Below are 21,404 nucleotides of genomic sequence, written 5' to 3'. Positions count from 1 at the left end.
TATTGTTAAAATACTAAATTTGTTTTGATGAATAAACTTTTTTTTAGATTACTTGTTTTATTAATGAGCTTGTCCTTAATAGGGATAATTTTAGTTCAGGTATATTGGTTCAATACCTCGTTTAAAAATAATGATGAGCAATTTAAGTTTAATGTTAAGCAAGTTATTGGTAATGTGGCAAATAATCTTCAAAAACAAGAAGAGTATAATTTTTATGATAAAATAAATCATTACAAGGATAGTACCGGAAAAGTTCCTGAAAAGGATGATATATTAGAGTTTTATTACGTTCAGAAAAACCCAAGAACAAACAAAACCATAATATATTCAAATAGTATCATGTCTGAGAATTATAATATTTCTTCTACGTTCTTTGATAAGAAATTTGATAGTGAAAAATTTAAAAATTTCAGTTCTAAACGCGTTACAGAAGTATACAACAATAATTCTATTGATAAATTAGGTGGGAATCAAAGTTTGATTCCAGATGTTAGAATTGAAAAAGAAGGAAATTTAGATATTTTAGACAATGCTCTATTTAAAATTTCGGCAAAAGATGTATTGTCAGCAATGCCGCTTGAAGAACGTGTTTCGAGCAGTGTTTTACAAAAATTAATCAAGAAAGAATTAGAAGAACACGGTATTGAAACAAAATTTGAATTTGGTATTTACAGCAATAATTTAGCGACTAAAATCAAATCAAATGAGTTTAAATATGATAAAGATGCCACCTATTCTATTCCTGTATTTATTGATAATGAAGGAGGCAGTAAGTATGATTTGTTGGTTACATTTCCGCTTAAAAAGAAGTTTTTATTGTCAGAACTCGTAAGCATTACCGTACTTTCAATTGTTTTTACTTTGATTATTTTGATTGCGTATTCAAGTGCATTGAATCAATTGATTCGACAACGTCAAATTTCTGAAATTAAAAATGATTTTATTAACAACATGACGCACGAGTTTAAAACTCCAATAGCCACGATTAATTTAGCATTAGATGCGATACGAAATCCAAAAATAATAGATGATAAGGAGAAGGTATTACGATACCTTCAGATGATTAAAGACGAGAATAAACGCATGCACGCCCAGGTAGAGAATGTTTTAAGAATTTCTAAACTAGAAAAGAAAGAATTGGATATTATTAAAGAATCGTTTAATGTGCATGACATTATCAATGATGCTATTGAACATGTAAATCTAATTTTAGAAGATAGAGAAGGAACTATTAGAAGCCACTTTGGCGCTTTAAGAACTACCGTATTACTCAACGATGTTCATTTTACCAATGTGATTGTCAATATTTTAGAAAATGCTATAAAATATTCACCTAATGTGCCAGAAATAGACATTTTTACTGAAAATGTAAAAGATATAGTTATTATCAAAGTTAAAGATAACGGTTTAGGAATGAGTAAAATAGCGCAAAAAAGAATTTTTGAGAAATTTTATAGAGAACATACCGGTGACATTCATAATGTCAAAGGACATGGATTAGGTTTAGCGTATGTAAAAAGAATTGTAGATGACCACAACGGTCAAGTATATGTAGAAAGTGAAAAGGGAAAAGGGAGTACCTTCATAATAAAATTACCATTAATAAATTAGAATATGGAAAATGTAAATAAGAAAATACTTTTAGTGGAAGATGACCTGAATTTTGGTGCGGTTTTGAAAGATTATTTAATGCTAAATGATTTTGACGTCACTTTAGCCAAAAATGGAATGGAAGGTTTCGAAAAATTTAAAAAGGATACTTATGATTTGTGTATTCTTGATGTAATGATGCCTTACAAAGACGGTTATACTTTAGCAAAAGAAATCAGAGAAAAAAACAACGAAGTTCCAATTATCTTTCTAACTGCAAAATCGATGAAAGAGGATGTGTTGAAAGGCTACAAAGCGGGTGCTGATGATTACTTAAACAAACCTTTTGATTCAGAAGTATTGTTGATGAAAATCAAAGCAATAATTCAAAGAAAATCATCAGATACCAGAGCAGAACAAGTACAATTTGAATTTAATATTGGGAAGTTTTATTTAAATTCAAAACTTCGTTTTTTAACTTTTAATACTGAAGAGCCAATTAAATTATCTCCAAAAGAAAATGATTTGTTGAAGATGTTGATTCTTCATGAAAATGATTTGATGCCAAGAGAATTAGCCTTGACAAAAATATGGAGAGATGATAATTACTTTACATCAAGAAGTATGGATGTTTATATCGCAAAACTGAGGAAATACCTTAAACTGGATGAAGATGTTGAAATTTTGAATATCCACGGAGAAGGATTCAGATTAGTAGTAAAAAATAAAGTAGCAGAATAAGTAGCCATAAGCCTCAAGAAATTGAGGCTTTTTTATTTGAAAAATATTTATTTCCAGTTTAATTGCAAAGCGAAATTGGTTTTTTCTTCTTTTGTAATACTAAAAATAGTTTTATTTTTAGAAATATTTTCATGAATAATGATGTGATCCTTTAGCGATAATTCTTTTAAGAAATTCATTTCTAAACTAATAATTTTCTGATTTAGGATTAATTTTTCATCAACTAGATCCAAACACCATTCCAGATATTTGACATTATTAACATGATTTACAATGTCTAAATCCGATAAGAAAACGGTTTTTTCAAAAACTATTTCTTTCTCCTGATTGAAATTAATTTTAGAAAAACTTTCATGAGTAGCTTTTTTTTCGGGATATACTTCAAAATGCTCGAACGGCAACGCCAATGCTTCCGGCCGTCTTTTTTTAGTATTGAATACAGCCCAGAAAGTCTCTGAGCCCACAATTTTTTCTCCATTTACATGCATTTCCAGCGCCCGTACTGAACGGGAATTCTCTAAGGAATTAATCCAGGTTTTTACCGTTACGACATCTCCGGATTTAGGTAATTTAGTAACTTCAACACGCATTCTGCTCAAAACCCACGCTTGATTAAATTCCTGCATGTCCGTAAAACTGATTCCACCAATTTCTGAATGTGCAGCTGCTGTTAATTGTAATATAGAACACAAATCAGTGTATTTTAAAAACCCGTTTGGAGCACATTGTGTAAAATTGATTTCCCAGTCTTTGCTAAGAATAGATGTGAAGTTAGGTGAAATGGGCATATTTATAGATTGTAATTATTAGTAAAAGGTTTAAAAAAGCTTTTTTGTTGTACTTCTTTTGTTTATCAAAATTGTTAAAATAAAACATTTTTATAAATAATAATAATGACCGCTAATTATATTCGAAGTATAGGTTTTTTATTAGCGAATTAGTGGTTAATTTCTTTGATCTTCATCAATAATGATATTTTTATTTTTTGAATTGATGTACTTCACAATCGTTTCATACGGAGTTTCAAAATCAAACCATTTGGTGTTTTCATTTCTTTTGAACCAAGTGAGTTGACGTTTTGAGAATCGGCGGGTATTTTTCTTTATTTCTTCGATGGCAAATTCCAATGAAATTTCCCTGTCAAAATAACGGAATAGTTCTCTGTAACCCACTGTTTGCAAGGCGTTCAATTCTTTATTCTGGAATAACGTTTTTGCTTCCGCTAATAAACCCTCTTTCATCATGGCATCTACACGTTGATTAATTCGGTTATAGATACTCTTTCTGTCGGCTTCTAAACCAATTAAAATAGGAGTGAAGTTGCGACTGTTTTGCTTTTGATTTAAAAAAGAAGAATATGGTTTTCCGGCACCAATACATACTTCTACGAAACGCATCATGCGTTGTGGATTTTGTAAGGTTTGAGAATTCTCGACAGTCAAAGTTTTGTAATAATTAGGATCTAAAACTTCGAGTTTTTGTTGCAAATACCCAATTCCCAGTTTTTCATAATTCAGTGTTATTGCTGAGCGAACTGTAGGGTCTATTTCTGGAAATTCATCAAAACCTTTTAGGATTGCGTCTACATATAATCCCGAACCACCAACTAGTATAGCATAATCATTGGTCAGAAATAATTCGTCCAGTTTTGCAATGGCTTCTTTCTCGAAATCACCTACGGTATAATTCTCGAATATGGATTTGTTTTGGATAAAATGATGGGTAGCTGTTGCTAGCTCGGCTTGGTTTGGAACTGCGGTTCCGATGGTCATTTCCTTGAAAAACTGGCGGCTGTCACATGACAGGATATCGCATTTAAAATAATTAGCCAAAATGATGCTCAAAGAAGTTTTTCCTATTGCTGTGGGTCCGATGATGGTGATTAGGTATTTCATAGTTTTTAGCCCAGATGGAAACGCAAACCCCGGAGGTATTGCAGTTTGTTTTTCTTGGTGTAAAAGAGCGACCGGAGGAAGCTCCATTTATGCCTTAGAAAAACAACTGGAATAACGAGGAGTTGCAGTGTACAGCTGGAATTGCTTCAAATTAATAAATTATAATTCGGTGCCACAATGGTAGCAGTATTTTGCATTATATTCATGACCGTCAGTTCCGCAAACGGTGCATGGATTGATTCTTTCGGCTCTTGATTTTTTACGGTTACTGTTTGCAAATTCAGCTGAAACGATACCCGTAGGAACGGCTATTATTCCATATCCCATGATCATTACTACTGATGCAATCGCCTGGCCCAATGGTGTGATGGGCGAGATATCACCGTAGCCAACGGTCGTGAGTGTTACAATGGTCCAATAAATGCTGGTGGGAATGCTGGTAAAACCGCTTTCTTTACCCTCTACCACATACATAACGGAGCCTATCAGGATGCTGCTGATCAACATGAAATAGATAAAAATTAATATTTTTCCTCTACTGGCAATTAGGGCTTCTTTTAGGTGAGTGGATTGACTGGAGAATTTTGGATGTTTCAATATTTTAAACAATCGCAGTAATCTCAGAGCCCTTACCACAGTTAAAACGCTTGTTCCAAAATAAAACAAGGACAAATACATAGGCAAAGTGGCAATCAAATCAATGATTCCATAGAAACTGAGAACATATTTGACAGGTCTTTTTATAGATATAATTCGAAGAATGTATTCTAAGGTAAAGAAGATTGTAATGACCCACTCTAGGATAATGAGTTCTTGATGGTATTTTGTATCGAAACCTTTTACGGTTTCAAGCATCACAATTACAACACTTAACAAAATTACTCCTAAAAGTACTAGGTCAAACATGCGCCCGGAAGCCGTGTTTGTGCCATAAATAATGACATTGGTTTTTTGTCTGAAAGTGTCAAATTTTGACTTTATTCGGTGCATAATTATGGATGGATTGATAGCATACGATTAGAATTTTAACGTTTTCAAGGTTTTATTGCTTCGTATGTGCCCTTGTATAATATTTTTAGTGTCCCGGTTATTTTGCATCGGAATGAGGATGTTTCTCAGTATTTCGATATTGTTGATTTGATAATTTAAATCGTAAAAAGCATAGCCTTTGTAAATTCCGTTTTCTATCAAAACGGCTGATCGTTCGCTGATGGTTCTGCCTTTGTCAATCAACACCATATTTTGATTTTCGAAACTGTTTTTCTCGATAAAAGCAAGAACTCTGACATTGTATTCTTCAGGTGAAACTTTGCTAATACAAGCGCCGTCACATTCTTTTATCGTGTATTGAAAACAGTTAGTTTTAGAAACATATAAACCGGTTAGTTTTTGGCATAAATTATAATGAGAAGTAATTCTGAATAATGCGTTTTTACCTTCTTGCAGGGAGGAAAAGGAGGTGATTTCTTTTTTGCGTCCATCTGCTTTTTGAAGCTTTAGGTTGAGATACCCATTTTTATCTTTTTCGGCATAGAGTGCCAATTGAAAAATACTTTTTCGCTGTGCTCTGTTATATATGGGTTTGTTGATTTTTATTTCCTCGCTTTCTTTTAATAATGCGATCAACTCACTTCCCGTTTCATCATAGGTTACGGAAAACACTTCTGTTTGAATTTTCTTGCATTTTGTAGAGGTTCCTGTAAAATGCTGATTGATTCGTTTTTTTATGTTTCGGCTTTTGCCAATGTAAATTAGATTTCCTTTCTCATTATGAATGTAATAGACACCTGTTTTTGCCGGTAATCCGGACACAATATCCAGTAATTTTGGAGCGATTCCTTTTTCGATTTCCAGCTTTATAAAATCTTTTACAATTTCTTTCTCTAAATCTTTTTCTAAAAGAATTTTGAATAATTTGACTGTTGCTAAAGCATCACCACTGGCTCTGTGGCGGTCTGCCATTGGGATTCCAAGCGCACGAACGAGTTTTCCTAGGCTATGGGATGGTTGTTCCGGCAATAATTTTTTTGATAATTCAACCGTACAAAGTGTTCTGGCTTCAAAATCATATCCTAATCGTCTGAATTCGGTTCTCAAGATTCTGTAATCAAAAGAAGCATTATGAGCCACGATAATACAATCGTTTGTCATTTCGATGATGCGTTTTGCTACTTCAAAAAACTTGGGAGCAGATTGCAACATGGCATTATTAATACCAGTAAGTTTAACTACAAAGGGCTGAATTGGGATTTCCGGATTTACCAAACTAATGAACTGATCCACGACCTCATGTCCATCAAATTTATAGATAGCGATTTCCGTGATTCCCTCTTCGTTGAATTGTCCTCCAGTGGTTTCTATGTCTAGTATTGCGTACAAAATAAGTATTCAGTGTTCAGTTTTTAGTATTCAGTTTTGAAGTAGAGATTTTTAAATCTGAAATGCTTCGCCAATTCGCTACCGCTCGGGTCAATATTCGTTAATCTCAAATCAAAAGTCAATTTCTTCCTCCAAAGATACTACTTCCAATGCGAACCATCGTACTTCCACATTCAATTGCAAGTTGATAATCACCGGACATTCCCATAGAAAGAATGGTAAATTGTGAATTGTGAATTTTGAATTGATCAAAAATAGATTTCAGATGGGTGAATTCTTTCTTGATTTGATCTTTCTTGTCTGTAAAAGTTGCCATTCCCATTAATCCAACGATTCTAATGTTTTTTAATTCCTGGAATTCGTTTGAGGATAGGATTGAAGCAAGTTCTTCTTGGTCAAGACCAAATTTAGTTTCTTCTTCGGCAATATGCATTTGTAATAAACAATCAATAATTCTATTGCTTTTTAGTGCTTGTTTGTTTATTTCCTGTAGCAATTTCAAACTATCCACACCGTGAATCAAGCTCACAAATGGCGCCATAAATTTGACTTTATTGCTCTGAACATGGCCTATCATGTGCCATTGAATATCTTTGGGCATTTGTTCCCATTTCTCCGCCATTTCCTGGATTTTATTTTCTCCAAAAATGCGTTGACCGGCCTCATACCCTTCCATTAAATCCGAAACAGGTTTGGTCTTTGAAACCGCAACTAAGTTTATATGTTCCGGTAAAGTGGATTTTATTTGGAGTAAATTATTTTTTACAGACATTTTAATGTTTAAATTTTGATGTGTTAAAGTTCATACACGACTAAACCGCTTCTAAACTTTGGTTCAATATACGTACTTTTTGGAGGCATTATTAAATTGGCATCGGCCAAGGCTTTTATTTCTCCAATATTGGATGGAAATAATATGAAACCGATTGCAAATTCTCCTTGATCAATTTTGTTTTTTACTTCCAATACGGATTGTTTTCCTGAAAGGTATTCTATTCGCTCATCATTGCGTAAATCTTCGATGGCAAGAATAGGCAATAACACTTTTTTGTATAAAATTTGTGTGTCTAAACTATCCAAAGCCGTTAAGAAAACTTTATTTTCTTTTCGTAAAATTAAGCTATAAAATTCATTGTCCAGATACATTCCGAATTGATGCTTTTGAGAAGGCTGAAAAGGCTGCTGAAATTTGTTTGTAACAATGAAATTCTTTTCTAATTCCTTTATCAAATTTTCTTTCGAGAAACCGTTTAAATCTTTTACCAAGCGATTGAATTCATATATTTTGACATTGTTTTCAGAAATTAAATAGCTCAGAATATGATTTTTGGCTGTGTTGTCTGGATCATCATTTTCCTCGGATAATAATTTTAAGGCTTCGGTACGGTGATGGCCATCTGCAATATAAAGACTATCTGTTTTTTCAAAAATGTTCTGAAGCCAATTGATTTCTAACGCATCTTCAATTTTCCATAAGTAGTGAATTTCTTTTTTGGTGGTTGAAAACTCAAAATCGGCTAATTTTTGGGTACAATTAAAAATCCAGTTTTCAATCGTTTTATTATCGGGATAGGTCATCAAAACCGGTTCCGTATTGAACTCAGAATATTTCATATAGTCTTTTAATAATCGGACTCTGAAGGCAATAATATCTTCATGTTTTTTGATGATATCATTGCGATAATCTTCTACACTTGTACCTGCAATGATACCTGTGAATGATTGTGTTTTGGTAACAATTTTATGAATATAAATCGCGAGTTTTTTGTCTTTTACTAAAATTATTTCATTTTTGAAATCCTGATATTTTTGATGTACTTGGCGGTATCTTTTTTCAAAAGAAACAGTTTCCTGATTGGTGTAAGCAGGTTTTAGTATGTGCAAAAAAGACAACGGATTGAAATCCAATTGCGCCGCTAATTCCGCATTGACATATTCTTCATACGAACGGCAAGTAACAAGGCAAACCTTATCACGAGTGGGACGAACAGCTTTGAAAGGGACAATTTTAGCCATAATAATATAAAAAGTGAAAAGTGAAAATCTGAGAATTTAAAGGTATTAACTTTAGGCCCTCAATTTTTAAATAGTACAACTATATAAATTGTTTAGAAATCTTCTCGGCTTTTTTGCTTTCAGAATAATCGTAAAAACCTTCCCCTGATTTCACACCCATTTTTCCGGCACGAACCATATTTACCAATAACGGACAAGGTGCATATTTTGGGTTTTTAAAACCGTCGTACATCACGTTCAAAATGGCTAAACACACATCAAGACCAATAAAATCTGCTAGTTGCAAAGGTCCCATAGGGTGTCCCATTCCAAGTTTCATCACCGTGTCAATTTCATAAACACCAGCCACTTTGTTGTATAAAGTTTCGACAGCTTCGTTAATCATGGGCATCAAGATTCTATTGGCAACAAAACCAGGATAATCGTTGACTTCAACAGGCGTTTTTCCTAACTTCTCGGAAAGATTCATGATGATTTTTGTCACTTCATCAGAAGTATTATAACCACGAATAATTTCCACTAGTTTCATTATTGGCACCGGATTCATAAAGTGCATACCGATAACGCGTTCCGGATGCGCCACAACGGCTCCAATTTGAGTAATTGAGATAGAAGAAGTATTAGTTGCCAAAATTGTATTATGAGAACAAGCTTCGTTTAATTGCTTGAAGATATTCAGTTTTAAAGCTACATTTTCAGTGGCCGCTTCAATCACTAAATCAACCCCTACAACGCCATCTTTGATATCCGTATAGGTTATGATGTTAGTAATCGTCTTTGCCTTGTCTTCTTGGCTGATACTTCCTTTTGCAATCATTCGGTCTAAATTAGCGGCGATAGTTGCCATTCCTTTATCCAATGATTGTTCTGAAACATCTATTAATTTTACGGTAAAACCACTTTGTGCAAAGGTGTGTGCAATTCCATTGCCCATTGTTCCTGCTCCAATTACGGCTATTGTTTTCATTATTTATGTTGGATTTAAATATTTTAGAGTTTAAGATTAAAAATTATCTCTTAAAACAATCTATGATTTGATAGGCTACACGAAGTGCTTCTGTTGCTTGTTCTAAAGTAACCACTGGAGTTGAGTTAGTATTGATAGCATCTGCAAATGATTCCAGTTCATCCAGAATAGCATTGTTTTGTTCTACATCTGGATTGGAAAAGTAGATTTGTTTTTTTACACCTTCCGCATTTTGTAAAATCATGTCAAAATCGCCTGGAACTTCCGGAGCATCTTTCATTTTTACAACCTCGCATTTCTTTTCTAAGAAATCTACTGAGATGTAGGCGTCTTTCTGGAAAAAACGAGATTTTCGCATGTTTTTCATCGAAATTCGGCTAGCTGTTAAATTAGCAACACAACCGTTTTCGAATTCGATTCTTGCATTAGCAATATCGGGTGTGTCACTGATAACTGAAACGCCACTTGCACTAATATTTTTTACTTTTGATTGTACAACACTCAAAATGGCATCAATATCATGAATCATCAAATCTAAGACTACAGGAACATCAGTTCCGCGAGGATTGAATTCAGCCAGACGATGCGATTCAATAAACATAGGGTTTTCGATCATGTTTTTGGTAGCGATGAATGCTGGATTGAAACGTTCCACATGCCCCACCTGACCTTTAACATTATATTCTTTTGATAAAGCGATAATTTCTTCGGCCTCTTCGACCGTATTTGAAATAGGTTTTTCAATAAAAACATGCTTACCGGATTTGATGGCTACTTTGGCACATTTGTAGTGAGAAAGAGTTGGGGTAACAATATCGATTACATCAACGGCATGAATAAGGGTGGCAATTGTGCTAAAATGTTTGTATCCAAATTCTTTAGAAACCTTTTCGGCGTTCTCTTGATTTGGATCATAAAATCCCACTAATTCATATTTTTTAGATTGTTGTAATAAACGCAAATGTATTTTTCCTAGATGGCCAGCACCTAATACTCCAATTTTCAGCATAATGATGTAATTTTTACAAAAATAGCAATAAAATGATTAATCTATTATTGATGCTGGACAATTCTTTAGTTAATTTAAAATTTAAAATCCAACATTTGAATTCAGAAATTGTTTTCTATTTTTACCAAAATAAAATAATAAACTTTGAAAGACACAGGTAAACATCAAGGACTTCGGAATCAATTAGTAAGCGTTTTAGAGCAAAAAGGGATTACTGATAAAAGTGTTTTGGAGGCGATAAAAAAGATTCCAAGACATTTATTTTTAAATTCCAGTTTTGAAGATTATGCCTATCAAGACAAAGCATTTCCTATTGCTGCAGGCCAAACGATATCGCAACCGTACACTGTTGCTTTTCAATCCCAATTGTTAGAAGTCAAAAAAGAACACAAAATTTTAGAAATAGGAACAGGTTCAGGGTATCAAACAGCTGTTCTATGCCTTTTAGGTGCCAAAGTATTTAGTGTAGAAAGACAGAAAGAATTGTTTAAGCAAACCTCACTTTTATTTCCAAAACTGAATATTAGGCCCAAATATCTCTCTTTTGGAGATGGATACAAAGGATTACCAAATTACGCTCCTTTTGATAGTATTATAGTAACTGCAGGCGCTCCGTTTATTCCGCAACCGTTGATGGCGCAACTCAAAATAGGAGGAAGGCTTGTTATTCCACTAGGTACAGAGGTGCAGATTATGACCTTATTAATCAGAAAAAATGAAACTCAATTTGAGAAACATGAGTTTGGGGAGTTTCGATTTGTTCCTTTATTAGAAGATAAAAATTAAAATCCCATCCCCAACCCTTCCCAAGGGGAAGGGAGCAGAAGATGAATTTTATTGACCAATAATGGTTAGATACCGCTCTAAACTTTCTTTTTCTATTTGAGCAATGAATAACAAAAAATCTTCTTTGTTGTTTTTAGTTTGTGCAGTTTCAAGTGTTTGATAATAGCGCATTCTATTTTCATAATCCCCTTTTATATTGGCAATTATGTAACCATGCTGCAATAAAACCAAGTTCATGATTAAGCGCGAAGTCCTGCCATTTCCATCAATAAATGGATGAATAGTAACCATGCGTTCATGCATTTCAGCAGCTAAAATTATCGGATGTAAGGTTGATTTATTAGTTTCATACCAAATAAAAAAATCTTCCATTGCTTTGGTGACTAAAAAAGGTTGTGGAGGCACGTAATTGCTTCCTTGAATCATCACCTGGACTTTTCTATACCGACCTGCATCTTCGGGTTGAATTCCTCTCAAAATAAGATTGTGGATAGAAAGCACTTCTCGTTCCTTTATAGCAGTATTTTTCTGCATTAAATCTTTGATATAAGCGATGGCTTCCTGATGATTAATGACTTCCAGATGTTCCCGCATACTTTTTCCAGAAATCGTCAAACCTTCATTGATAACTAAATCCGTTTCGCGTAAAGTCATTGTGTTTCCCTCGATGCGATTACTTTCAAACGTATATTCTAGCTCTAATGCTTGTGCAATACGATAGCTGTCAAATTGGCGAAACCCATCCAGTTGTATCTTCAAAGTATCTATTTCATCTAAAATTTTCTGAAGAGTTACCGATAATTTTTTCTTTATTGGTTTGCTTTGATACCTAATTTCTTGCTCTGCAACCAATAATGCTTTTAGAGCAAATTCATCCTGACCAATTTCATAAATAATTTTTTCTTTAAGCCAGGCGACCATGATTGTTTCTAAATCTATTTCTAGTAAAGATGCTAATTTTACGACTTGGTCTCTTGTAGGTTTTCTAGTTCCACTTTCAAACTTACTGATTAAGGCTTGATCAATTGCTAAAAGTTGTGCGACTTCTCTGGTTTTGAGTCCTTTTTGTTCTCTTGCGTTTTTGAGTAGTGTTTTCATTTAAAAAATGATTTAAATTGTCTTGACAAATATAGTCATTTATTTAAATAAAAAGTAATTAATTAATACATCTTTTTTTCAATTTAAAATGATTTTTTGATTCGGTCTAAGTCACGTTTGGTATCTTGTTCTTTGAGAGATTCGCGTTTGTCATAGGTTTTCTTCCCTTTACAAAGACCAATTTGGAGTTTGGCCAGTCCTTTTTCATTGGTAAACAATTTCAAAGGAACTATTGTCAATCCTTTTGCTTGAACACTTTTCAGCAAACCTTTTAATTCCTTTTTTTTTAAAAGTAATTTGCGCTCGCTTCTTGCCTTGTGGTTGAACTGATTACCAAAAGTATATTCTTCAATATAGGTGTTTATCGCAAAAAGTTCGTTATTGCTAAATTCACAAAAACTTTCTGTGATGTTTGCTTTTCCTAATCTAATGGATTTGATTTCCGTTCCAGCCAAAACAATTCCTGCATTGAAGGTTTCGATTATTTCATAGTCAAATCGGGCTCTCTTATTGAATATATTTATTGTTTTTAACATAGCGTGCAAAGGTAACAAAAATTAAAGGTTTAGCAATTATTTAGTCCAATTTCAGCAATTGGAATGTGATTGCTTCATCAACCATAGTTACGATATAAAGATTACCAAAAGTTTTATCTTGAATGTCAGTAAATGAGTTTTGATTTATCATTTGATTGACAAATTTTGGTATTGTGTTACTATGTCCCACAATTAAAATTTTTTTTCCTATCGCTTCTTTTTTGAAAACTTCAATAGGTATATATTTAGGATCATACAGCTTAACCTTCATCTTCTTTGTTGTCGCGGTTGGACTTGCAGTTTGTAAAGTTCTTTTGTAATCCGTTGAATAGATTTCATCCAAACTAATTTCTGAGAATATTGTATTCCATTTTTCAGCTCTTTTCAACCCTTTTTCAGATAAATTTGGATTTTGAGAATTATCTACTTTCTCGGCATGACGAATAAAGTAATAGGTTGTGGCGGTACTTTGTCCAAAACTGATATTTAAAAATAGTAGCGCAAGTAGTGAGAGAAATTTTTTCATTTGAATCAATTTTAAAAAAAAGTATTTGTGATTTTAATATCTTTGCAAAATGGAACACTTAAAATCGAAAGATCCGCTTCACGGAATTACACTCCAAAAAATAGTAGAGCAGCTAGTGGATCATTACGGATTTGATACTTTGGGGGAACTCATTAAAGTAAAATGCTTTACAGATAAACCAAGTGTAAAATCCAGTTTGACTTTTTTACGAAAAACAGATTGGGCAAGAAAACAAGTGGAAGATTTGTATATAAAATCAGAAGCTAAATTACTCAAATAAATCTAGTTTAACTTATAGGAAACCATAATGCCACCGCGATATGGCAACCATTCGCCACTTTTATTATAATTTTTGGCACCATCAACACGTTTATTTGTGCTAATTAGGTACCCTTTATAAAATCCTTGATGATTTCCTCCCCCTATAAAAAAATCCAAAAGAAAACGGTTCTTAATCTTTTTTTGATATCCTATTGTCGCACCAGCCATGTACCCGATGCCTTTTTCATACATATCGGTATTAAAATAATTCCACTTTTGAAAATTATATACCGTTGCTCCTAAATGGGCTCCAACATAAAAGCCATTGAATTTTTCTTTAAAATGATAGCGATATTCCGGTATAAAAATAAAAAATTGGCTGGGATTGCCATTTATTGATTTCCAGAATGAGGCTGTAATATCAAATTGAAAAGTAGATTTTTTTCCAATACTAGTTTCAATACCTACATTAGGAATGGTAAATAAAGTAGTTACAGCATTTGCTTTTACATACGTTTGACCATGGGATACAATACAGAAAAGAAGAGAAGAAACAATAAATAATTTTTTCATAAAAAGTGTTTTCTATTACTTAGACCAATGGCTTATTGGGGAAAATCAAATACAAATGTAAAATATTTATCTGTAAGGTTTTTATGTTTTTAATTTATATTGGTCACGCAACTAAAATTTAAATAAAAAGGATGTAAAATTAGTATTTGTTCAAAAGAGAATAAATTACAGTATCAAAAAAATGTCCCTCATAAAATTCATTTTCTTTTAAATATCCTTCTCTGACAAACCCATTTTTTTCTAAAACTTTTGCAGATGCATCGTTATCTGGATCAATCATAGCTTCAATGCTATGTAATTTCATGAATTGAAAACCATAATTAACAGCTTCTTTTACTGCTTCAGATACAATTCCTTTTCCATGATATTCAGGTAATAATATATAGCCAATTTCGGCACGATAATGTTCGGGTTTTATGCTGTAATGACCAATAACTCCAATAAGTTTGGGGTTGTCTTTCAACGTAATTGCCCAATTAATACCTTCGTTATTATCTATTTTACTATCAATCATTGCAATGTATTCCAAGGCATCTTCGTTTGTTTTTATCAAAGGTCTTGGAATATATTTCATAGTTTCCGGATTGGATCGCAATTCGAATATTTCTTTAATGTCATTTGTGTTTACTCTTCTCAAAAGCAAGCGTTCGGTTTCTAATTCAGGAAATGGACTGAAATTTATAGCTAACATAACTTGGTAATTAAAGTATTTCGATACTGTATTTTGATCGGAACGTTTCCTTGGGTTCTAGAATTTGAATGCCTTCTTTTTCAAATAGATTTCCGGAACTTTCAATGGTATCAGAATAACCAAACCAAGGTTCAATACAAATAAATGCCGCATCTATTTTGGTCCAAATTCCTAAGCTTGGAAAATCATCAAAATGTATTTTTAGGATTGGATTTTTATTTTCTAAAATAGTCAACGAATTGGATTTTAATGTTTTGAAAATCAAAGCATCGTTTTTAAACAACTCATATGTCAGCGGAATATATTTATTATGAACGTCTAATTTCTTCGTTTTATTTGAAATTAAATCATCCTCCAAAAGATGATATTTCAATGGTTCTTCTTTTTCAAAAGCAATAGCATAACTCTCGAATTGATTTGGCAAAGCAAAAGCAGGATGTGCGCCAATAGCAAACGGCATTGCAGTTTTTCCGTTGTTGATTACTTTATATGCAATCGATAAATTATGCCCGTGTAATGTGTAAATGATTTGCAATTCAAAGTCAAACGGATATGCTTTTAAAGTTTCTTCAGAAGAGTGTAAGGAGAAAACAGCACTGTTTTCTGTTGCATTAATCAATTCAAACTCCATATTTCTGGCAAAACCGTGTCGCGATAAATAATATTCCATTGCATTACAGTGAAAGGAATTATTTTTTAAAGTCCCAACAATTGGGAATAAAACAGGAGCGTGCTTGCCCCAAAATACCGGATTTCCTTCCCAGATGTATTCTCTATCGTGGTTTGTTTTTAAAGAAATTAATTCAGCTCCAAAATGTTTAATTTCGGCAGTGAGATTCGAGTTTTTAATTAGAGTTGTCAAAATTATTTTTCCGGATTACTTTAAAAATGGTTTTCTGGGGTAAATATATTTTATAATTTTTAATTCTGATACGCTTTATGCATGATTTTATTGATTTAAAATGGAATCAATTCGATCTCAATAGTTCATAATCCTCTTTTTTTTCATTAATTTGTGATATAAACAATTAGAAAATGAAAAAAATTCGCCTCGGAGTCATGCTGCATTTGGCTTTATTATTGGGATTTACATCTATTTGGGCACAGCAAACCCCAGCAAATGCATCCGGTAATGCAGTTTCTAACTACGATTATCACGATGCTTTTGCTCCGTTTTTTTATTCCAAAAACGGAACAAGTGCACGATCTGCGAGTGGTCAGCCTGGAGCTGAATATTGGCAAAATAGCGCTGATTATAAATTAACGGCAAAACTGGATGAAAAAAACAACGAAATTTCTGGCACAGGAATCATCACCTATACGAACAACAGTCCGGATAAAATGGCTTTCGTTTGGATGAATGTAGACCAGAATTTATTCAAAGCGGATTCCCGAGGAAATGCAGTTGTCCCAATTACAGGAAGTAGAAATGGGGCTCAAGGCCAAATTTTTGATGGCGGACATAAAATAAAATCAGTCAAAGTAATTACTACTGTAAAAGGAAAATCTACTGAAGTAGAAGTTAAGTACATTATTACGGATACTAGAATGCAGGTATTTCTCCCGCAAGTATTAAATGCCAAAGGCGGTTCAGTTAAAATAAAAATCGACTTTTCGTTTATAGCTCCTTTTGAAGGGTCAGACAGAATGGGAGTTTTAGAAACTAAAAATGGAAAAATTTTTACCATAGCACAGTGGTATCCGCGTATGTGTGTGTATGATGATGTACGAGGCTGGAATACGAATCCGTATCTTGGAGCGTCGGAATTTTATTTAGAATATGGTGATTTTGATGTCAGTATTACAGCACCATCCAATCATATTGTGGTGGCTTCCGGCGATTTACTGAATTCTGCCACAGTCTATTCTACCGAAGAGCAAAAGCGTTTAGCGCAAGCAAAACAAAGTGATAAAACAGTTTTTATCCGTACTGCTGCCGAAGTTAAAAATTCATCAAAAATGATTACTGCAACTACTAAAACGTGGAATTACAAAATCACAAATGCCCGTGATTTCTCTTGGTCCTCTTCAGCAGCATTTATTTTAGACGCAGCAAAAATCAATTTACCTAGCGGTAAAAAATCATTGGCAATTTCCGTTTATCCGATAGAAAGTGCCGGAGATGCCGCATGGGGACGTTCCACAGAATATACAAAGGCTACTATAGAAAATTATTCAAAAAGATGGTTAGAATATCCGTATCCAGCGGCTACAAATGTTGCCGGAAATGAAGGCGGAATGGAATATCCTGGAATTGTTTTTTGTAGCTGGGAGTCAAAAGGAGCAGATTTATGGGGTGTTACAGATCATGAATTCGGACACATTTGGTTTCCTATGATTGTGGGTTCCAATGAAAGACTGTTCGCTTGGATGGATGAGGGTTTTAATACTTTTATTAATTCATTGAGTTCAGTAGATTTTAATAATGGGGAATATAAAGAGCCGCGTGCGGATATGCATCAAAGGGCGGAAGTGTACACGAGTCCAAATCTGGAAACCATAATGAGTTCTCCGGATAACATGAAAGAGTCTAATATAGGTCTTTTGGCGTATTCGAAACCAAGTTCAGGATTAGTGATTTTAAGAGAGCAAGTTCTTGGGCCGGAACGATTTGATCTGGCTTTGAAAACTTATATTGAGCGTTGGGCATACAAACATCCGCAACCGGACGATTTCTTTCGAACAATAGAAAATGTTGCTGGAGAAGATTTGAGTTGGTTCTGGCGTGGTTGGTTTCAATACAATTGGCGTTTAGACCAAGGGATTAATTCAATCAAATACGTGAAAAACGACCCAAAACAAGGAGTTGTAATTTCGATTGAAAACTTCGAAAAAATGGCTATGCCGGTAAGTTTAGACGTAAAAACGAAAAGCGGAGAAATAACGCGCGTTCAATTGCCGGTAGAAGTTTGGCAAAAAAATAAAGCGTGGTCTTTTAAACACAATTCGAAGGAAGAAATCGAAAGTATCACACTAGATCCGGATCATGTTTTACCGGACAGCAACACAGCAAATAACACCTGGACAGCAGACAAAGGATTGATTGAAAAAGATGTGATTCTGGATGGGTATTTAGGAACTTTTTCTACATCAATGGCGCCTGTAAAAATTGTTTTTTCAGAGAAAAATGGGTTGTTAAATGTTTTGATTACCAATTATCCAAGCTTTTCCGTGGAGCCAACTGGAAAAAATACGTTTGCATCGAAACTTGCGGGACTTAAATTTGAATTTAATGACAGTCTAATGGGATTTGATATGTTGATTCCTGATGGACAAAAAATACCGTTTACAAGAGATAAGTAAGTCGAAAGTTTAAAAGTCGTAAAGTCAAAAGAATTAACTTTAATTAAAACAGCTTTAAATCAGATTGTTATATAATTTTATCCTGATTTTAAAATACGACATTATACCATGGTTATTACATAAATAGTCATAAAATATTAAAAAAAGAAAAGACTTGTAGGAATTAGATCCACAAGTCTTTTTTATGTGTTATATTTTTCTATTCTAAATTTACTCAGGAATTTGCTGGCTTAGGCAATGCAATGTTCCAAAACCCCAAATAAAATCAGTAGCACTGATCCCAATGATTTCTCGATCAGGAAAACATTCTGCAAGGATGTTCAATGCTTTTCGGTCGTTACTGTCGTTAAAAGTAGGTATCAAAACACAATTGTTCAAAATCAGAAAATTGGCATAACTGGCAGGCAATCGCAAGCCATCAAATTCCAGCCGTTTTGGCATTGGTAGAGTCACAATTATAGGTGATTTTCCATTTTCTAGTTTGGCATTTTGCAAGCGTTTTAAATTGTCTTGCAACGGTTTGTAATTATTATCCGTTGGATCTGTTTCTACAATAGTCACAATAGTATCTTCATTCACAAATCGGCATAAATCATCAATATGGCCGTGCGTATCATCACCTTCAATTCCATTGCCTAACCAAATTACATTGGTTATCCCAAGATATTCCTTGAAGACGGCTTCGTAATCGGCTTTAGTGAAATTGGGATTCCGAACCTGAATATCCGGATGCATCAAGCATTCTTCTGAAGTCAATAAAGTTCCTCTTCCGTTAGTATCAATCGCACCGCCTTCTAAAATTACCGGTTTTCCTTTGTATAAAACTTGAGTAATAGGAATATTCAGAAATTCTCCCACTTTGGCAGGAACAAATTTATCTAATTGAATGTTTTTATATTTTGCCCAACCATTAAAATTAAAGTTCAAAGCTTCTCTTTCGGCTCCGTTTTTGACAATTATCGGACCTGAATCACGCATCCAACTTCTGTTGGTTTTATGAATGATGTAGGAAACATTTGTTAGCACAACATGAGCTGTTTCCAGCATCATATTGACTTTCTCTTTTTGGTTTTCATCAGCAACTACTAAAAAGACTTGCTCAAAAGAAGCTGCTTTTTTAATGAATTCTACAAAAGCCCATTGAACAGTCTCGTATTTCCCAGGCCAGTCTTTACCGTTATGCGGAAAACAAAGTAAAATACCTTGTTGCTTTTCCCATTCAGCTGGAAATCTTCTATTATTTGTAGTCATACAGCGTATCTAATTTTAAAGTCTGCAAATATAAACATTCAGTAGGATTTTAAAATAGTTTGCAACCATTCATTTCCGATATTTCATAAATTTATAAGAATAGTTTTGGTAATGATTATATAATATTTAGTTAATTCTTGTTGGTCTTCAGCTAGTTATTTTTGATAAAAATTAAAAATACACTTATGAAGAAATATGGGATTACACTATTAGCGGCAATTATGATATTGTCAAGTTGCGAAAAGGACTCTGATAAAGAGGGATCTCCTGAGTTGGTGATCAATGAAAACGCTGCCACTTTCAAAGAAATTGGTTCAATTGTGATTGGTGGTGCTGGAGCTGCTGAAATAAGTTCGTATGATGAGGTTTCTAAAAAGTTATTTACCGTAAACAACAGTAATACGAATAGAATTGATGTTATCGACTTATCTAATCCATCAAGTCCGGTTTTTGTAGCAAGTATCGATTTAACGCCGTTTAATGGAACTTCAAATAGCGTTGCAACTTTTAATGGCAAATTAGCAGTTGCATTAGAAGCAAAACCAAATAAGCAAGATGCAGGAAAGGTGGTCGTTTTTGATACGGCTAAGTACAGTGTCATCAAAGAAATTACGGTTGGTGCTTTACCGGATATGATTACTTTCTCTCCTGACGGAAATTATATCATGACTGCCAATGAAGGTGAGCCAAATGATACGTATTCTATAGATCCCGACGGTTCTGTTTCGATTATCGCAGTCAATAATAATTATGCAGTGACGACTTTAAATTTCGGAAGTTTTAGCAATCAATTGAGTACATTGAAAACCAAAGGATTCAGAATTGCAAGTCCAACTAATAATTTTGCCTCAGATATTGAACCGGAATACATCACGATTTCTGCTGATTCAAAAACGGCTTGGGTAACTTTACAGGAAAATAACGGAGTAGCTAAAATTGATTTGGCAACCAAAACGATCACTACGATTTTTCCTTTAGGTTTTAAAGACTACAATCTTGCCGAAAACGCTATTGATATTAGTGATAAAGATGGAGGTGTTTTGGCTAATACATGGAAAGTTAAAGGAATGTTTCAACCCGATGCAATTAGTAATTTTGAAATAAATAATATTCCTTATTTTGTTACTGCAAATGAAGGAGATGCTAGAGAATATAGTGCTTTTGTTGATGTAAAAAGAATTAGCAGCTCTTCGGTTGTTCTGGATCCATTAGCGTTTCCTAATGCGGCGGCTTTAAAAGCTGAGGCAAGTATGGGAAGATTGAATATCAATACCAAAATGGGTGATACGGATGGCGATGGTGATTTTGATGAATTAGTTTCTTTTGGAGCCCGTTCGTTCTCTATTTGGAATGGAAACACAGGAGAAATGGTTTATGATAGTAAAAATGAATTAGACAAGAAAGTGCAGGAGTTTGGTGTCTATGATGACAATCGAAGTGATGATAAATCAGTAGAACCAGAATCAGTTGTTGTTGCTAAAATGGGACAAAAAACTATTCTTTTCGTTGGATTGGAAAGAGCAGATGCTCTTATGGTGTATGATGTCACTATTCCAGCAACTCCAAAATTTTTACAGATTTTAAAAACAGGTGATGCACCAGAAGGTTTACTTTTTATTCCAGCTTCGAAAAGTCCAACCAAAAGAAGTTTAGTAGTGGTGAGCAGTGAAGGTGACGGTACCGTTAAAATATTTCAACCAGATTTAAATTAAAAGTAGAAGTTTTAAATAAAATCCCTGCTTAGAATAATTTCTTAGCAGGGATTTTTTAATTATATAATGA

General features: G+C 33.7%; 21 protein-coding genes. 6 read left to right on the top strand and 15 right to left on the bottom strand.

Going from position 1 to position 21,404, the window contains the following annotated elements:
* Window positions 1-27: 27 nt before the first annotated feature.
* Window positions 28-1,611: a sensor histidine kinase gene (locus EKM00_RS01845; RefSeq protein WP_126452428.1), complete on the top strand. Its 1,584-nt coding sequence runs from the start codon at window positions 28-30 to the stop codon at window positions 1,609-1,611.
* Window positions 1,612-1,614: 3 nt separating this feature from the next.
* A complete protein-coding gene (locus EKM00_RS01840) occupies window positions 1,615-2,331 on the top strand; it encodes a response regulator transcription factor (protein ID WP_126452426.1) in 717 nt (238 codons plus the stop codon).
* Between the two features lie 47 nt (window positions 2,332-2,378).
* Here EKM00_RS01840 and EKM00_RS01835 read toward each other — a convergent pair whose 3' ends face one another.
* The 8 genes from EKM00_RS01835 to EKM00_RS01800 all read right to left on the bottom strand — a co-directional run bounded on the left by EKM00_RS01835 (window position 2,379) and on the right by EKM00_RS01800 (window position 10,597).
* Window positions 2,379-3,119 carry an acyl-[acyl-carrier-protein] thioesterase gene (locus EKM00_RS01835; protein ID WP_126452424.1) on the bottom strand — a complete coding sequence of 247 codons (741 nt, stop codon included), beginning with the start codon at window positions 3,117-3,119 and terminating at the stop codon, window positions 2,379-2,381.
* A 156-nt stretch (window positions 3,120-3,275) separates the two neighbouring features.
* A complete protein-coding gene (gene miaA, locus EKM00_RS01830; protein WP_126452422.1) occupies window positions 3,276-4,226 on the bottom strand; it encodes a tRNA (adenosine(37)-N6)-dimethylallyltransferase MiaA in 951 nt (316 codons plus the stop codon).
* Between the two features lie 159 nt (window positions 4,227-4,385).
* Window positions 4,386-5,216, bottom strand: a complete 831-nt coding sequence (locus tag EKM00_RS01825) for an ion transporter (RefSeq protein ID WP_126515036.1) — start codon at window positions 5,214-5,216, stop codon at window positions 4,386-4,388.
* A gap of 27 nt (window positions 5,217-5,243) precedes the next feature.
* Entirely contained in the window at window positions 5,244-6,605 is a 1,362-nt protein-coding gene (locus EKM00_RS01820; RefSeq protein WP_126515035.1) for an exonuclease domain-containing protein, read from the bottom strand.
* 118 nt (window positions 6,606-6,723) lie between these two features.
* Window positions 6,724-7,377, bottom strand: coding sequence for a YggS family pyridoxal phosphate-dependent enzyme (locus EKM00_RS01815; RefSeq protein ID WP_126515034.1), 654 nt, complete (start codon window positions 7,375-7,377; stop codon window positions 6,724-6,726).
* Between the two features lie 23 nt (window positions 7,378-7,400).
* The gene (locus EKM00_RS01810; protein ID WP_126515033.1) at window positions 7,401-8,621 is read right to left on the bottom strand and encodes a DUF1015 domain-containing protein; all 1,221 of its coding nucleotides are present in this window, start codon (window positions 8,619-8,621) and stop codon (window positions 7,401-7,403) included.
* 79 nt (window positions 8,622-8,700) lie between these two features.
* Window positions 8,701-9,588, bottom strand: coding sequence for a 3-hydroxyacyl-CoA dehydrogenase family protein (locus tag EKM00_RS01805; RefSeq protein WP_126452412.1), 888 nt, complete (start codon window positions 9,586-9,588; stop codon window positions 8,701-8,703).
* A gap of 43 nt (window positions 9,589-9,631) precedes the next feature.
* Entirely contained in the window at window positions 9,632-10,597 is a 966-nt protein-coding gene (locus tag EKM00_RS01800; protein ID WP_126515032.1) for a Gfo/Idh/MocA family protein, read from the bottom strand.
* A gap of 144 nt (window positions 10,598-10,741) precedes the next feature.
* Here EKM00_RS01800 and EKM00_RS01795 point away from each other — a divergent pair, with 144 nt between their 5' ends.
* Window positions 10,742-11,383 (top strand): protein-L-isoaspartate(D-aspartate) O-methyltransferase, encoded by a 642-nt coding sequence (locus tag EKM00_RS01795; protein WP_126452408.1) that lies wholly within the window; start codon window positions 10,742-10,744, stop codon window positions 11,381-11,383.
* Window positions 11,384-11,431: 48 nt separating this feature from the next.
* Here EKM00_RS01795 and EKM00_RS01790 read toward each other — a convergent pair whose 3' ends face one another.
* The 3 genes from EKM00_RS01790 to EKM00_RS01780 form a co-directional block, all read right to left on the bottom strand.
* On the bottom strand, window positions 11,432-12,481 hold the full coding sequence (locus EKM00_RS01790) for a Fic family protein (RefSeq protein ID WP_126452406.1): 1,050 nt from the start codon (window positions 12,479-12,481) through the stop codon (window positions 11,432-11,434).
* A gap of 83 nt (window positions 12,482-12,564) precedes the next feature.
* Window positions 12,565-13,017, bottom strand: a complete 453-nt coding sequence (gene smpB / locus EKM00_RS01785; protein ID WP_091204586.1) for an SsrA-binding protein SmpB — start codon at window positions 13,015-13,017, stop codon at window positions 12,565-12,567.
* A gap of 40 nt (window positions 13,018-13,057) precedes the next feature.
* On the bottom strand, window positions 13,058-13,543 hold the full coding sequence (locus tag EKM00_RS01780) for a SixA phosphatase family protein (protein ID WP_126515031.1): 486 nt from the start codon (window positions 13,541-13,543) through the stop codon (window positions 13,058-13,060).
* Window positions 13,544-13,592: 49 nt separating this feature from the next.
* Between EKM00_RS01780 and EKM00_RS01775 the strand changes: the two genes are divergently transcribed.
* A complete protein-coding gene (locus EKM00_RS01775) occupies window positions 13,593-13,823 on the top strand; it encodes a VF530 family DNA-binding protein (protein ID WP_126452402.1) in 231 nt (76 codons plus the stop codon).
* Window positions 13,824-13,825: 2 nt separating this feature from the next.
* Here EKM00_RS01775 and EKM00_RS01770 read toward each other — a convergent pair whose 3' ends face one another.
* The 3 genes from EKM00_RS01770 to EKM00_RS01760 form a co-directional block, all read right to left on the bottom strand.
* Complete coding sequence (locus tag EKM00_RS01770) at window positions 13,826-14,377, bottom strand: DUF3575 domain-containing protein (protein WP_126515030.1); 552 nt, start codon at window positions 14,375-14,377, stop codon at window positions 13,826-13,828.
* Between the two features lie 139 nt (window positions 14,378-14,516).
* Entirely contained in the window at window positions 14,517-15,068 is a 552-nt protein-coding gene (locus tag EKM00_RS01765; protein ID WP_126452398.1) for a GNAT family N-acetyltransferase, read from the bottom strand.
* A 10-nt stretch (window positions 15,069-15,078) separates the two neighbouring features.
* Window positions 15,079-15,930 carry an aldose 1-epimerase family protein gene (locus EKM00_RS01760; RefSeq protein WP_126515029.1) on the bottom strand — a complete coding sequence of 284 codons (852 nt, stop codon included), beginning with the start codon at window positions 15,928-15,930 and terminating at the stop codon, window positions 15,079-15,081.
* A gap of 173 nt (window positions 15,931-16,103) precedes the next feature.
* Here EKM00_RS01760 and EKM00_RS01755 point away from each other — a divergent pair, with 173 nt between their 5' ends.
* Window positions 16,104-18,371, top strand: a complete 2,268-nt coding sequence (locus EKM00_RS01755; RefSeq protein ID WP_126515028.1) for a M1 family metallopeptidase — start codon at window positions 16,104-16,106, stop codon at window positions 18,369-18,371.
* A 210-nt stretch (window positions 18,372-18,581) separates the two neighbouring features.
* Here the strand turns inward: EKM00_RS01755 and EKM00_RS01750 are convergent, their stop codons facing one another.
* A complete protein-coding gene (locus EKM00_RS01750) occupies window positions 18,582-19,622 on the bottom strand; it encodes an agmatine deiminase family protein (protein WP_126515027.1) in 1,041 nt (346 codons plus the stop codon).
* 185 nt (window positions 19,623-19,807) lie between these two features.
* Here EKM00_RS01750 and EKM00_RS01745 point away from each other — a divergent pair, with 185 nt between their 5' ends.
* Window positions 19,808-21,334, top strand: coding sequence for a choice-of-anchor I family protein (locus EKM00_RS01745; RefSeq protein WP_126515026.1), 1,527 nt, complete (start codon window positions 19,808-19,810; stop codon window positions 21,332-21,334).
* Window positions 21,335-21,404 lie beyond the last annotated feature (70 nt).

This window comes from Flavobacterium sp. RSP15 (assembly GCF_003968755.1).
GTDB lineage: Bacteria > Bacteroidota > Bacteroidia > Flavobacteriales > Flavobacteriaceae > Flavobacterium.
Note: the sequence above shows the minus strand (reverse complement) of the source record. Positions and strands in the feature narration are given on the sequence as shown.

Coding starts and splice junctions, on each gene's coding strand:
- EKM00_RS01845 (WP_126452428.1), top strand. CDS start 28: ATGAATAAACTTTTTTTTAGATTACTTGTTTTATTAATGAGCTTGTCC.
- EKM00_RS01840 (WP_126452426.1), top strand. CDS start 1,615: ATGGAAAATGTAAATAAGAAAATACTTTTAGTGGAAGATGACCTGAAT.
- EKM00_RS01835 (WP_126452424.1), bottom strand. CDS start 3,119: ATGCCCATTTCACCTAACTTCACATCTATTCTTAGCAAAGACTGGGAA.
- miaA (WP_126452422.1), bottom strand. CDS start 4,226: ATGAAATACCTAATCACCATCATCGGACCCACAGCAATAGGAAAAACT.
- EKM00_RS01825 (WP_126515036.1), bottom strand. CDS start 5,216: ATGCACCGAATAAAGTCAAAATTTGACACTTTCAGACAAAAAACCAAT.
- EKM00_RS01815 (WP_126515034.1), bottom strand. CDS start 7,377: ATGTCTGTAAAAAATAATTTACTCCAAATAAAATCCACTTTACCGGAA.
- EKM00_RS01810 (WP_126515033.1), bottom strand. CDS start 8,621: ATGGCTAAAATTGTCCCTTTCAAAGCTGTTCGTCCCACTCGTGATAAG.
- EKM00_RS01805 (WP_126452412.1), bottom strand. CDS start 9,588: ATGAAAACAATAGCCGTAATTGGAGCAGGAACAATGGGCAATGGAATT.
- EKM00_RS01800 (WP_126515032.1), bottom strand. CDS start 10,597: ATGCTGAAAATTGGAGTATTAGGTGCTGGCCATCTAGGAAAAATACAT.
- EKM00_RS01790 (WP_126452406.1), bottom strand. CDS start 12,481: ATGAAAACACTACTCAAAAACGCAAGAGAACAAAAAGGACTCAAAACC.
- smpB (WP_091204586.1), bottom strand. CDS start 13,017: ATGTTAAAAACAATAAATATATTCAATAAGAGAGCCCGATTTGACTAT.
- EKM00_RS01780 (WP_126515031.1), bottom strand. CDS start 13,543: ATGAAAAAATTTCTCTCACTACTTGCGCTACTATTTTTAAATATCAGT.
- EKM00_RS01775 (WP_126452402.1), top strand. CDS start 13,593: ATGGAACACTTAAAATCGAAAGATCCGCTTCACGGAATTACACTCCAA.
- EKM00_RS01770 (WP_126515030.1), bottom strand. CDS start 14,377: ATGAAAAAATTATTTATTGTTTCTTCTCTTCTTTTCTGTATTGTATCC.
- EKM00_RS01765 (WP_126452398.1), bottom strand. CDS start 15,068: ATGTTAGCTATAAATTTCAGTCCATTTCCTGAATTAGAAACCGAACGC.
- EKM00_RS01755 (WP_126515028.1), top strand. CDS start 16,104: ATGAAAAAAATTCGCCTCGGAGTCATGCTGCATTTGGCTTTATTATTG.
- EKM00_RS01750 (WP_126515027.1), bottom strand. CDS start 19,622: ATGACTACAAATAATAGAAGATTTCCAGCTGAATGGGAAAAGCAACAA.
- EKM00_RS01745 (WP_126515026.1), top strand. CDS start 19,808: ATGAAGAAATATGGGATTACACTATTAGCGGCAATTATGATATTGTCA.